Annotated in this window: 15 protein-coding genes; 8 read left to right on the forward strand and 7 right to left on the reverse strand. The window is 43.2% G+C overall.

The window, feature by feature from the left end; all coding sequences use genetic code 11:
• Window positions 1-5: 5 nt before the first annotated feature.
• The 5 genes from G3569_RS10190 to G3569_RS10210 all read right to left on the reverse strand — a co-directional run bounded on the left by G3569_RS10190 (window position 6) and on the right by G3569_RS10210 (window position 4,001).
• On the reverse strand, window positions 6-839 hold the full coding sequence (locus G3569_RS10190; RefSeq protein ID WP_165268758.1) for a c-type cytochrome: 834 nt from the start codon (window positions 837-839) through the stop codon (window positions 6-8).
• An 11-nt stretch (window positions 840-850) separates the two neighbouring features.
• Window positions 851-1,075, reverse strand: a complete 225-nt coding sequence (locus tag G3569_RS10195) for a hypothetical protein (RefSeq protein WP_205720129.1) — start codon at window positions 1,073-1,075, stop codon at window positions 851-853.
• Between the two features lie 2 nt (window positions 1,076-1,077).
• Window positions 1,078-2,091, reverse strand: a complete 1,014-nt coding sequence (locus G3569_RS10200) for a cbb3-type cytochrome c oxidase subunit II (protein ID WP_165268762.1) — start codon at window positions 2,089-2,091, stop codon at window positions 1,078-1,080.
• A gap of 14 nt (window positions 2,092-2,105) precedes the next feature.
• Window positions 2,106-3,536 (reverse strand): cbb3-type cytochrome c oxidase subunit I, encoded by a 1,431-nt coding sequence (locus G3569_RS10205; RefSeq protein ID WP_165268764.1) that lies wholly within the window; start codon window positions 3,534-3,536, stop codon window positions 2,106-2,108.
• A 114-nt stretch (window positions 3,537-3,650) separates the two neighbouring features.
• Complete coding sequence (locus G3569_RS10210; RefSeq protein WP_165268766.1) at window positions 3,651-4,001, reverse strand: ferredoxin family protein; 351 nt, start codon at window positions 3,999-4,001, stop codon at window positions 3,651-3,653.
• A gap of 160 nt (window positions 4,002-4,161) precedes the next feature.
• On the opposite strand from G3569_RS10210, the gene G3569_RS10215 reads away from it, so the two are divergent.
• The 5 genes from G3569_RS10215 to G3569_RS10235 all read left to right on the forward strand — a co-directional run bounded on the left by G3569_RS10215 (window position 4,162) and on the right by G3569_RS10235 (window position 8,258).
• Entirely contained in the window at window positions 4,162-4,911 is a 750-nt protein-coding gene (locus G3569_RS10215; protein WP_165268768.1) for a hypothetical protein, read from the forward strand.
• Window positions 4,912-4,940: 29 nt separating this feature from the next.
• Window positions 4,941-5,573: a helix-turn-helix transcriptional regulator gene (locus tag G3569_RS10220; protein ID WP_165268770.1), complete on the forward strand. Its 633-nt coding sequence runs from the start codon at window positions 4,941-4,943 to the stop codon at window positions 5,571-5,573.
• Window positions 5,574-5,627: 54 nt separating this feature from the next.
• A complete protein-coding gene (locus G3569_RS10225; protein WP_165268772.1) occupies window positions 5,628-6,995 on the forward strand; it encodes an MmgE/PrpD family protein in 1,368 nt (455 codons plus the stop codon).
• 72 nt (window positions 6,996-7,067) lie between these two features.
• A complete protein-coding gene (locus G3569_RS10230) occupies window positions 7,068-7,892 on the forward strand; it encodes a phosphosulfolactate synthase (RefSeq protein WP_165268774.1) in 825 nt (274 codons plus the stop codon).
• Window positions 7,893-7,952: 60 nt separating this feature from the next.
• Complete coding sequence (locus G3569_RS10235) at window positions 7,953-8,258, forward strand: hotdog family protein (RefSeq protein WP_165268776.1); 306 nt, start codon at window positions 7,953-7,955, stop codon at window positions 8,256-8,258.
• 110 nt (window positions 8,259-8,368) lie between these two features.
• On the opposite strand, the gene G3569_RS10240 is transcribed toward G3569_RS10235, so the two are convergent.
• Both G3569_RS10240 and G3569_RS10245 read right to left on the reverse strand, forming a co-directional pair.
• A complete protein-coding gene (locus tag G3569_RS10240; RefSeq protein ID WP_205720130.1) occupies window positions 8,369-8,527 on the reverse strand; it encodes a hypothetical protein in 159 nt (52 codons plus the stop codon).
• A gap of 309 nt (window positions 8,528-8,836) precedes the next feature.
• Window positions 8,837-9,160 (reverse strand): hypothetical protein, encoded by a 324-nt coding sequence (locus tag G3569_RS10245; RefSeq protein WP_165268780.1) that lies wholly within the window; start codon window positions 9,158-9,160, stop codon window positions 8,837-8,839.
• Window positions 9,161-9,783: 623 nt separating this feature from the next.
• Between G3569_RS10245 and G3569_RS10250 the strand changes: the two genes are divergently transcribed.
• The 3 genes from G3569_RS10250 to G3569_RS10260 all read left to right on the forward strand — a co-directional run bounded on the left by G3569_RS10250 (window position 9,784) and on the right by G3569_RS10260 (window position 12,363).
• Window positions 9,784-10,374: an RNA polymerase sigma-70 factor gene (locus G3569_RS10250; RefSeq protein ID WP_165268782.1), complete on the forward strand. Its 591-nt coding sequence runs from the start codon at window positions 9,784-9,786 to the stop codon at window positions 10,372-10,374.
• Between the two features lie 72 nt (window positions 10,375-10,446).
• Complete coding sequence (locus tag G3569_RS10255; protein WP_165268784.1) at window positions 10,447-11,346, forward strand: hypothetical protein; 900 nt, start codon at window positions 10,447-10,449, stop codon at window positions 11,344-11,346.
• Between the two features lie 36 nt (window positions 11,347-11,382).
• Window positions 11,383-12,363: a FecR family protein gene (locus tag G3569_RS10260; protein ID WP_165268786.1), complete on the forward strand. Its 981-nt coding sequence runs from the start codon at window positions 11,383-11,385 to the stop codon at window positions 12,361-12,363.
• Window positions 12,364-12,368: the final 5 nt, after the last annotated feature.

The raw sequence follows: 12,368 nt of genomic DNA on the forward strand, positions 1-12,368 counted from the left end.
GAGTGCTAGTCTGAATTTCCTTTAACCCGTACTTTCTGTACTTGCTCAGCTGTAACAGTGGGAGCATTATTCCCCCAGCTTGTACGCTCATGATTAATGATTGCGGCCACTTCCTTATCAGAGAGTTGCTGAGAAAAGGGCGGCATAGCTGCAGAGTATTCTACCCCATCAATCGCTTTTCCCTGCATTCCAAATAAAATAATTTCAATATGGCGAGTGGGATCTTCAGCCGTTACAACGGAATCATCCGAAAGTGGAGGAAAAGCACCGGGAACTCCCTCTCCGTTCCCCTGGTGACAACTGGCACAGCTCGTTCTATATAAGGTAGCTCCAATATTTGCTTTGGAACCTGACGATGCCTGTTCTGCAGATTGAGTATTATTACCTTTGCCCGTAAAAAGACTGTAGGTGGGGGAACTTGCATATTCATCCGGCACATTCCACTGCTGGGCAATATAAAATGCGCTCCAAGCCACTACAACCAATAGCAAAACCCATGCCCATGTTGGTACCGGGGCAGGCGTTTCAGCCCTCGATGGTTCCCAAAATGGCTCTTTGGCCCCTCCATACGCATTTAATAGAATAGGAACCTTCCCCTCCAGCATATCATTATCCTGCAAGCCTTCAACATCAATACCCGGGCCGTTTCTAACCTCGAAGGGAATAGAACGCACTCCTTTATGGCCGGTTGCATCGGTAGCTACCACCTTTAAGGTGTGGTGACCATCCTCTAACTGAGTTGTATCCAACTCAAACCGAACGGGAGGACGGTATGAAACAATCGGCTCATCCTCATCATCCAGATAAACATGTATTAAATTACTATTGTTTTCAGCCATTGTGTTCGTAGTTAGGATTCGTCTTTTAAAATCTTTCGTTTGATATGATCCTCAGATTGCTCTCCCGGCCAGACAAACCATTTGACGGCAAAAATCACCACCCCCAACACAATAATGGATGAACCGATAAGCACGAGATAATAAAGCAGGCTGTCCGGCGGTGCATATTCTCGCCCCTCACTGGAGGTAGAGAATTCAGATACTTGCTGTATAAGCGTAAATAGGAGCATAAACATGATTATTCCTCGGCTTGAATTTTATTTAACTCATCATTTTTACGGACTTTTGCTACATCTTCAGCCGTTACGGTAGGTGCATCATTGCCCCAGCTCGTTCGCTCATGATTAATGACTGCAGCTACTTCTTCATCAGATAACAGTTTTCCAAATGGCTGCATAGCCCCCTGATACGCCGTTCCCTTAATGGTTTTTCCCTGCAGTCCATAGAGTACAACTTGTATATGCTTGGTAGGATCTTTTGCCATTACAACCGGATCATCAACCATTGGAGGGAACACTCCTTGTACTCCTTTCCCGTCACTTTGGTGACAAGAGGCACAGTTATCGGCATAAATCGTAGCACCGCTTATTTCCTTTTTGGCCGCCTGAGCTGCAACCGAATCGGCCTTTGCTTTTTGGGCTGCTGTTGGTCGGGCGTCCGTCGACACTTGTTTCAGGGATTTTAAATACGCTACCAGTGCCTTGGCCTTTTCAGTAGCAATAATCTTCCCATTAGAGGGGCCATAATCCCCGGGCATAGACACAACCATAGCATTTTTAGATGGGTTTTCTGCCACCTTAAACAACCAGGGATAAGAAGGCATTATAGATTCTTCCACTACTGACCGAGGATTATACAAGTGCATATAATGCCAAACAGCACTTGGCTGGCGCTTGCCGATATTGCTTAGATCCGGACCCGTTCGCTCGCTACCTAATACAGCCGGTGTCTGTCTCCAAACACTGGGACGGTTAACACGCGCATAATCACCCGGAGCAGATGGGCGTCCCCAATTCTCATCCATTGCAATGGGGCGAACTTGTTGCGTATGGCAATACACACAACCTTCATTTATAAATACTTTCATTCCCCTTCGCTCGACCTCACTCATAGGCTCGCTGGCCGGAAGCGGTTTATTTTCTTGCTGTACCCAGAGAGCAGGAAAAACGGCAATAATGAGGCTAAGGAAAACAAAGCCCCAAAATATTACACCAAAAAGCAGTTTATGATTTTTGTGAAAATTAAGTTTCATAGCACATACATTATTTATGAGTTGGAAGGTTCATCAACGTTCTTATTGCTCTGAGGTCGCATTTTCCAGACGTTGTAGGCGAAAATCAGATGCGACATAAACATCATAGTACCGCCAACCGCACGCCATACCCAGTAAGGAGCCATCAGGGTTACTGATTCCATAAATGGGTCTCCTGCTATCCAGCTAAGCCCCTGCAATGTTCCACCGATCATCAGGGGAATACTGTACACCAACACCCCTATAAAGGCCAACCAGAAATGTGCGCCAACAGCAAATTGCGGCGGCTCATAACCGGTCATTCTCGGGATTAACCCATAAATGCCGCCCCACACCAAGAATGACACAAAACCATACATACTCATATGTGAATGAGCAATTGTAAAGTTGGTGAAGTGCCACGTTTTATTCAGCGATCGGAAAGCTTCCAGCGTACCCTGGTAAGATACAATGGCATAGAAAATGACGCCCACCAGAATAAAGGGCAGCGAATAACTACGAGCGATAGAGCGCCACTTACCGCGCATCGTCAACAAAAAATTTCCTGTTCCAGCTGTTACCGGTACAATCATCCCTACACTAAAAACGATAGCAACAGTTTGGATCCACCAGGGAATGGGACTAAATACAAAGTGATGCGAACCTATCATTGTATAAAAGACCATTTGCGTCCAAAAAGCCAGCACCCCCAGTGAGTAGGAATAAATGGGTCTGTTCAATAATTTGGGCAAGAAGTAATACGTCAACCCCAGCACCATCGGTGTAAACCATTGCCCCACCCCTTGGTGCATGTAATACCCCTGAATTACCGTCTGGCTAATTCCGTCTTGTTGATATCCCGGCAAATAAGCGATGGCTGCCAGGATAATTGTCCACAGGCAGGCGGCCAGTATGTACCAGTTGGAAATATAGATCTCTTTTACATTACGGTTGGCAATCGTTTTGTACAGATTATAGGCAACCAAGATCAACCCGAATGCAAAAAGCGAAAAAATAGGCCAGATAAATTCGCGGTATTCCTGCGCCCCGTTATTAATACCGGCCATAAGGCTTATAACTCCTAATATTACTGATAGATTCATCAGCCAGAGACTAGCCCATCCCACTCGGTAACTAAACAGCTCGCGTTGGCTGGTACGGGGTACCACATATAACGCCAGTGCAAGCATCGCCTGGGAAAGGAACCCCCAAAATACCACATTAGTATGCACCGGACGCAAGCGCCCGAATGATAGCCAGGAAATCGTGTCAATTTCCGGCCAAATAAATTTAAATCCTAAATATTCACCAACTAAGGTGCCAAACACCAGCCAAAAAGCGGAACAGGCAATAAAGGAAAATATCAGTTTAACAGATTTAGAGGAGGTCTCTATGCGCTCTTCGGCTTTTGCTTTTTCGACCGTTAAGGGTCGCTCTACAGATTGTACAGCAGAAGGTTTATTCATTTTTGATTTCTATTTTTGAAGTCAATCTTCATTTTAATGCTTTATCTCTTGTTTCCAAGCTGTTTAGGTTTTGTTGATAGTTGTTAGATATAAAATCCCAATTACAAATAGGCATTACACAGGTTTTTCTTTCCAACTTTCGATTAAATGCTCTCGCTTATTTTCCTTTCCGCTCCATTGGTCAACATTGGGCAGTTCCTCTTTGGCTTGGTTGATGACATGGTCAGCCCATTCTTCAGAAAGCTGTTCATTTAACGCTATATAATCTTCCCACTCCATAGGCACTTCATCATCCGGATAGATAGCCTCTTCAGGACATTCGGCCACACATGCATCACAATCAATACATTCAAAAGGATCAATCACCAAAAAATTGGGGCCTTCTCGAAATGCATCCACCGGGCATACGGCTGCACAATTTGTATGCTTACATTGGATGCATGGGTCGGTAACTACGTAAGCCATCTCTACTTAGGTTAGTTATTTTCTTTGCTTCAACCCAAAGGTATGAGTCGGCAAAACTAATTTCAACTATTAAAACGGTTTTATCCGATTTAATTGATTAAATACATTTAGATGCCTATTTTCTAATTGCCGAGTTGATAATATACAAAGACAAACTATTATGGATAACAGCCAATCACTTAAAGATCTCACGCCCGATGCTACAATTGGCCAAATAATTAATGCAGAAAAAAACGCAGAAGAGTTACTTACATCTATTGGATTATCCCCTGAACACCACAAGCCTGAGACTTTACGATCAATCTGCCAGCAAAAGAAATGGAGTGAAGTAGAAATACTTCAATGGCTCAAAAAAAACCAACAGAACAATGGTGAGCAGAATGTAGACAATAATAAAGGGCTACCGAACCTCAATGATAACTTAAAAAGGTGGTGCAACTATCTTAAAAAGCACTTTATAACAAAGAATAGTGGACTTCTTGATGAAATTAGCAGTGATTTTCCTCGCATCCATAAGATACATGGTAACCAATACCAGTGGCTTAAAAATATGCAGCCGCACCTTGAAAAACTCGAAGAGAAACTAACCTATTACTTTTATTTCCAGCGTCACAAGCTATTTCCTCTACTCCATGAGTTGAACAGTTCAAAGAAAAAGATTTTACATGGTACTACCACAAAAATCGAGAGTGGAATTCATATTATCGAAGAAGATCATAATGAAATTATAGATTTCATAGAGACTATTGAGCAGAAAGGACAAGGATTAAAAAATCCGGAAGGAGCATGTTCTACCCTTCGCATTCTGAACTACAATATCAAAGCACTTTTTTCTTCGCTGAAAAAACAAATAGAAATTGAACGAGATCACTTCATCCCCTTGGTAAAACAAAAGTTAAACTCGGGATAACTTGACCATATTTACTGAATCCTACTGTTATGTTTAAAGGATCAAAAAAACAATTACTTGAACTTATTAAAAGAAATGGAACCACTACTATTGATGTGGCAGTCGAAAGTACCGACTTAGCTAAAACTACCCTCCGGGAACATTTCTTGCAATTAGAACGAGACGGATATATACAACACGATTATGTACGTTCGGGGCCCGGTCGGCCAAGCCTTGAATACCAACTAACCCAAAAGGGAAATGCCCTATTCCCTTCCCTTGAATCAACACTCATCTCAGAGTTACTTAACTTTTTAAAATCAAAAGACGACGAGAAAACGATACAAGAGTTTTTCAAGTTTTTTTGGGAAGATCGAATTAAAAAAGCTCGCCATCACATGGATCAACCCTCAAAAACAACATTTGAGAGTAAGATGGAATCTTTAACATCTATGTTAAAAGAAGAAGGGTTTATGCCCGAATTTGATATAGATAAAGAGAATAATACTCTTACCATTAAGGAATGCAATTGCCCATTCAGCGAAGTGGTAAAAGAAACCAGACTTCCTTGCAAGCTGGAAGCCATGTTTTTTAAAGAGCTGTTCAATAAAGATGCTAAACGTACTACCCATATCGCAGAAGGAGATTTTTCATGCACGTATAACATCCCCACCAATGCATAAATTTTATTACATCATATCCCTAATATTCCCATAAACCTGTTAAAGGTGATAGCCATGATTGTACATGACTTATCTAAATTTGTGAACAGTGCAACATATAATGATTTATCTGCTGAAGCAATTAAGCAACTTAAAATTAGGCTCCTTGATTCTTTAGGAACTGCTATTGGAGCTATTAAAGGCCCGCCGCTTGAATCAATCAGAAAAATGGTTGACGATTTGGGTGGATCGCAACAGAGTACCTTAATCGGCAGCGGCAAAACGACGCCCGACCGTGCAGCTCTATACAACAGTGGACTGGTTCGCTACCTCGATTTCAATGACAGTTATCTGGCGAAGGGCGAAACATGTCATCCGAGTGATAATATCGGATCTATTTTGGCGGCCGGAGAAACAACCGGTCTAAGCGGCAAAGATTTTTTGACAGCACTCGGAGTTGCCTACCAGGTGCAATGTCGGCTGAGTGACGAAGCGCCCGTGCGCGACAAGGGATTCGACCATACCACCCAAGGCTCCTATGCTGTAGCAGTCGGCGTTTCTAACGCACTGGGATTAGATGAGGATAAGACGGCTAACGCTATTTCGATTGCAGGTACCGCCCTGAATGCCCTCCGCGTGACACGAACTGGTGCCCTGTCTAACTGGAAAGGACTGGCATATCCTCATACTGCTTTTGGCGGGACCCACGCGGCGCTCCTCGCAAAGTATGGGATCACCGGTCCGCCGGCTGTTTTCGAAGGTAACAAAGGATTTATGGATTCCATTGCCGGTGAATTCTCCATCGATTGGTCAAATGAAGATTTGGAGCGCGTTACCAACACAATTATTAAGAAATACAATGCCGAAATCCATTCTCAATCGTCCATTGAAGGAATGATTGAATTGAAGGAGAAACAGGGCTTTACGGCCGATGACGTTGATAAGATTAATATCGAAATATTCGATGTGGCGTATCACATTATCGGCGGCGGTGAAGAAGGTGACAAGACGATTGTGCGTACGAAAGAAGAGGCCGATCACAGCCTGCAGTATATGGTGTCGGCCGCTCTGCTTGATGAACAGGTGATGCCGGAGCAATATGAAAAAGACCGGATTGAAGCCGATGATATTCAGACGCTGTTGCAAAAAGTGGAAGTTTCACCGAAGCAGGAATACAGCGATCGCTTTCCCGATGAGATGCCGACCAAACTGACGGTACATCTCAAAAACGGAGAATCCCACACCATCGAAAAGCATGATTACGAGGGTTTTCATACGCGTCCCATGAGCTGGGAGACGATTATCGCCAAGTTTGAAGGATTGGCTGAACCCTTCACCTCAAAAGAATTACGCGAACAGATTGTAAGCATCGTTCAGGATTTTGACCAACAAAGTGTAAATAAGCTGATGAAATTACTTAGAGAAGTTAAAATTAGAAAATAGTTATTGGTTAATGGTTATGCGCAGTTCTGATCTCCAATTAACCAATAACTGATAACCAAAATACTCAACCTTATGGCCAACGAAAAAACATTCGACTTTTTAAATAAAAACCAACGAGAACCTAAACCCAGGAAAACAGGTATTACCGAAATCCGCGGTCCATACTACGCTGTTATGGGCAAACGATATCTTAATGATATCATGGAAACTATGGGCGAGCACGTAGATTCGCTGAAGTTTTCGGGCGGATCGTTTTCGATCATGCCGAAAAAATCCGTACAAGAGCTTATTGATATTGCCCACGACCACGATGCGCTGGTATCCACCGGTGGATTTATGGAGTATGTGCTTACGCAGGGCAAAGACGCCGTTGATCAGTATATAGATACCTGCAAAGATTACGGTTTCGATATTATTGAGCTCTCGGCCGGATTCATCACCCTGCCCACCGACGACTGGCTGCGACTGATCGAAAAAGTGCAGGAAGCCGGACTGAAAGCCAAACCCGAAATCGGTATCCAGTTTGGTGCCGGTGGTGATACCGCGCAGGGCGAACTGGAATCGGAAGGTACACTTGATACTGAATATGCCGTCAAGCAGGCCAAACGATTTGTAGATGCCGGAGCCTATATGATTATGATCGAATCGGAAGGTATCACCGAGAATGCGAATCCATGGCGAACTGAAGTGCCGGCGGAGTTTATTAACGAAATCGGCCTGGAGAAGCTGATGTTTGAAGCGGCTGATCCGGAAGTATTCGCATGGTACATCAAGAACTATGGTCCTGAAGTAAATATGTTTGTGGATCACAGTCAGATTGTGCAGCTTGAAACGCTGCGCCGCGGCATCTGGGGTACCAAAAGTCTCTGGGGACGCGTGCTTACGTATAAAGAGTAATCCTATCATTTGGAAAGAGTCCATCTCTAAGGTGGACTCTTTCTCATAAAGAAACCTAAAATGTATAAAAAACAGTTCGACCTACGATATTTCGAGATGGGCCAGCATGGAGAAGCAACTCCTGTTACTATTTTAACACTGCTGGAAGAAGCCGCAGCTGACCATTGTTTGTCTATTGGATACAGCCTCTATGATCTGCTTGAAAAAGGGATTGGGTGGGGTCTATTGTCAGAACGTATGAAGATGAATCAATGTCAGATATCTCAAAAACTCTTGATGCAAATAGAAAAGAATCATTTTCCGATTAACAACAAGAGATTTTGTATTGGCCCTCAATTGCGGAATCAGCTTCCGGACATCCGCTAGCCGATGTCATTTGGGAGACTATAAATAACAGCACTGAAATAGCAGAAGCCAATCAATTTACTGCTCACACCGCACAGGGAATAGAAACAGAATATCAATCGAATGACATTTTAGTTGGCCGACCGGAGTTTATCACAGAACAGGGAGTTATCGTTGATATCAGCGCCGAACTTTTTAATCTGCTCGCCGATAAAGCCTTGCTCATCTTCGCCGAGCATATCGTTGGCTGCCTGCATGGCTAGTCCTTCCATCTCAACGAGGTTATCCATAATGGCGGTAATCCTGAACGGGATGCGATTGCGGTGGGCATAGATTACTGACAAGTAAGAAACTCTTGGGGTACAATTGTATTTGATAAGAATGCCGTTGGCCGCCTTCCATTGGCAAATAATCCATAAGTTAAATCAGGGGTGGATATACTATTTAAAAATAGTTAAAAGATGCAGCATTTTTCTTATAGTCGGGATAGTTTTAAGCTGCTCTTCGAACAATTATTTTAATCCAAAAACTGCTAATATTGCCCTAAGGCCTCTAATGCTTGGGAGATAAACTCATGGATATAGCCCCCCCCCATTCTCCTATGCCTTTTCGGCAAGTTCCAGTTGCTGGCTTGGAAAATAGATCTCGACCTCTTTATTATAAGTAGCTTCTTTAAACTGGGGCAATACGATAAGTTCATACCATTTTAAAAACTCTTTTGCCGAAATAGGATCCATGCTACTCCAGCTGTCGATATCCACGGCAATAACATTTAAGCCATCGACATCCCTTTTTTTAAGATAGGTTACCACTTCCCGATAATCTCCCTGGCACAGGGGGCGGTTAATCTTTTCATCCTCACTGATAACCTCAAACCGTAGTTTCATCAGATCTCGCTTGGTGGGCATCGTTTTTTCGCTCATGGTAGTTAGTCTCCTTTTTTAAAATAGCTGTAAATATAACGTTATAATTTCAAATAAGACAGTTTATCCAACGTACAACAATAGAAAATATGATTGGTTTTCTCAGAACAGTATGTAAGACCTTTGGCAAGGTAAATCCTTACAAATTTATTTATCTCACAGCAATTATGTCTCATTATGTTAGTAGTTAATACTGCTCTACTTTAGAGTAACCAGTGATTAAAAAACGGGGAGGCTTTTCAACCTCCCCGCCATCGGCTTCTGTAGCGCTCTCTGTGCTATTTGAACCGGCTTTTAAGGGGACACTCCCGACGAACCATCTCCGCCAGGAATATTGGGGTACCGGTTCCGTCTGCCTTAATCATATATTGTTCTATTCCGAATTTATTTATCTGCTTTTGTGATCATTCTCTATAAACAGTACACACAACACGCCCCCCATCCCCCAAAGGTTTTTTATTTTTTTTGAATGGATGTAGCAAAGACAAAATTAAATCGGCAAATGATATAACAACGCCTTTGCAAACGCTTATTACCGCTATAAATGCTAAGTGGAGACTTAAATATTGTTTCGAGCCGGATAATTTATATTATTGAGTCAATTGTTTGACTAACCACCACTGATGACAAACGTACTATCACTTTCATACGCCCTTATTGCCCTGGCCTCGACGCTGGACACAGAGGCGGACAAACAGGATCTTGCCCAAAAGATTAAAGAGGGAGATCATAAAGCATTTCGCACTTTTTACGATGCTCATTTCGATTCCCTGCTCCGTTTTCTAGTCAGCAGAAACACCTCGAAAGAGGCCGCCAAAGATATTATCCAAAAGGCTTTTATCTATATATGGGAACACCGCTCAAAGATCGATCCCGATAAATCATTAAAGTCGTATATTTTTCGCATTGCCTATACCCGAATGCTCAACCACCACCGGGATCATAAAAAGTTTAGTAACGACGAAGCTGTACCGGAGCAAGAATCCAGATTAACACCGGAAGACCATGCCCGGGAAACCGATTTAAAAAAGGCGATAGATCGCGCGATAGAAGAGATGCCGGAAAAGCGGGGAATGGTATTTCGACTCTGTTTTGTCGAAGACCTTACCTATAAAGAAGCAGCTGAAACGATGGAGGTTACTCCCAAAACCATTGAAAACCATATGGGGCTGGCCCTTAAAGATATTCGGAAATCATTGGAACGGTTCAGATAGTTTTAAAAGTGATTGGGGGTTACCACCCGGCTGATGTGTATAGCAACATAACGGACATGAAAAGGCAGAAAAATGAAAAAACAACTTTATATCATACTCTTTGTCGCAACCACTATTTTCAGCAGCTGCACCCTGGATCATCTGGAGGATACCGGCAGTGACCCAATCACCAAAGAAGATCTTGCCATGGCCAGCCAAATAATTGGCAACTCGCTCTCTAATAATAATAGCGGGGTAGTGCTAAGTATAAGTGATGCGCTTACTATTATTTCTCAAACCAGCTTTACAGAAACAAACAGTAAGGCCAAAAGGAAAGAACAAGATCTCAGTGGTCGTGGCAAAGAAACGAATTACAATTATCGGTATAACGAAGGTACCGGGGTGCATCATGTTTCTTTTATGAGAGAGGTTATGTTTGATGCTCCCTTTTTCATGAAGACTGTTACTGATAGCTTAAAATATATATACCGGGATGCAGAGGGTAACTTTATACCTTTTCCCAGGGAACAAGAAAATGACATTGCCTCCGTCAATTATACGGGGCAACGCAATGGACAAATTAATACCGGTGAAGAACGAATCTCTTTCTCCAGAACCGATACCTTTATGGTAGGCGGCTATACAGATAACAGCACCGCACTTACAGTAGAAGGCAACCATGCCGGCAGTAGCACTACGAGCACGGAGCAAGCTGACGGTTCTGGCTCTACATACACATATGATTTAACAATTACGTTTTTAAATATTCAAATCGGTAAAGAGGCTCTAGACCAAATCCATCCCGGGCTTGCACTAGCCGGAAGGCTGCAGTGGCAGCTCACAGTATGGGCCAATGCCAAAAGAGAAGGAACCGGTAACAAGATGACCGGAACCATCAAAGCTCTGGGTAACGGTACGGCCCAGTTGTATTTTGAAAACAGTACAGCACAGTTCCTGCTGAACCTGCAAACAGGCGAAGTAAGCGAACTATAATATGATTAATTAAATATGTAACATGCAGTAATTACAATGGGTGATCAACAATCACATAACGACCCTGATTCCAAGCGAGCAGAGTTCATCAAAAAAGCGCGGGAGCAGAATATACCGCTGGCAGAACTTGATGACGACTTCATTCAAGAACTTGCAGAATATGTTGAAACCAAAAAGGATGAAAGCCCATCATTCGAGGCGGATAAAAAAGAGGTTTGGAACAATATTAATGCAGCTACTCAGCAGGCCGATAAAGTGGATTCTACGGCCAATATCACTACGATTTTTTCTTCTTCAACAGTACGCTGGGCTGCAGCCGCCATCCTTATTGTCGGGTTGCTCTCCGGTGCAATCTACATGCAGTTCTTCGCTCAACAAAAAAGGCTACTGGCTCAATCAACATCTACAATCACTACTATTACTTTAGATGATGGGAGCACGGTAACGTTGCGACCTCACTCTCGATTATATACTAGTGATAATAGTAAAATACTCCAGTCGTACCACCTTGAGGGAGAAGCATTTTTCGAGGTAACCAAACAGAACAACCGAACTTTTTCGGTTACTACTGATATCGGGAAAGTAAGCGTGCTTGGTACTCGCTTTAACCTCAGCTCATGGGGTGAGCAACTGCAAGTTTACCTTGAAGAAGGATCTGTTGAAGTCAAACCTTCGGATAGGGAAAACCGTGTCATCCTAAAACCCGGGGAATCGGCGACTCTTGCCAGTGCAAAAGCCACACCAAACAAAACGGTAGCCAATGCAGAGGAGTTTACCGACTGGATTGACGGAGAACTTATTTTTAATGACAAATCAGTCCAGCAAATAGCTGCTGAGCTGGAGCAACAATTCGGCATCACCGTACTACTGCCCAACCCGGTGGCACAACAGCAACTTACAGGACGCCTGTCACTGGATAAAGTAAATACGGCTCTCGAGGATCTCGAACTCGCCCTTAATGGTACGTTCACTCAAACCGGGGATAGTCGCTATACTTTTGAACCCAACAGCCAGTAATAATA

It is taken from the genome of Fodinibius halophilus (assembly GCF_011059105.1).
Taxonomy (GTDB): Bacteria; Bacteroidota; Rhodothermia; order Balneolales; family Balneolaceae; genus Fodinibius; species Fodinibius halophilus.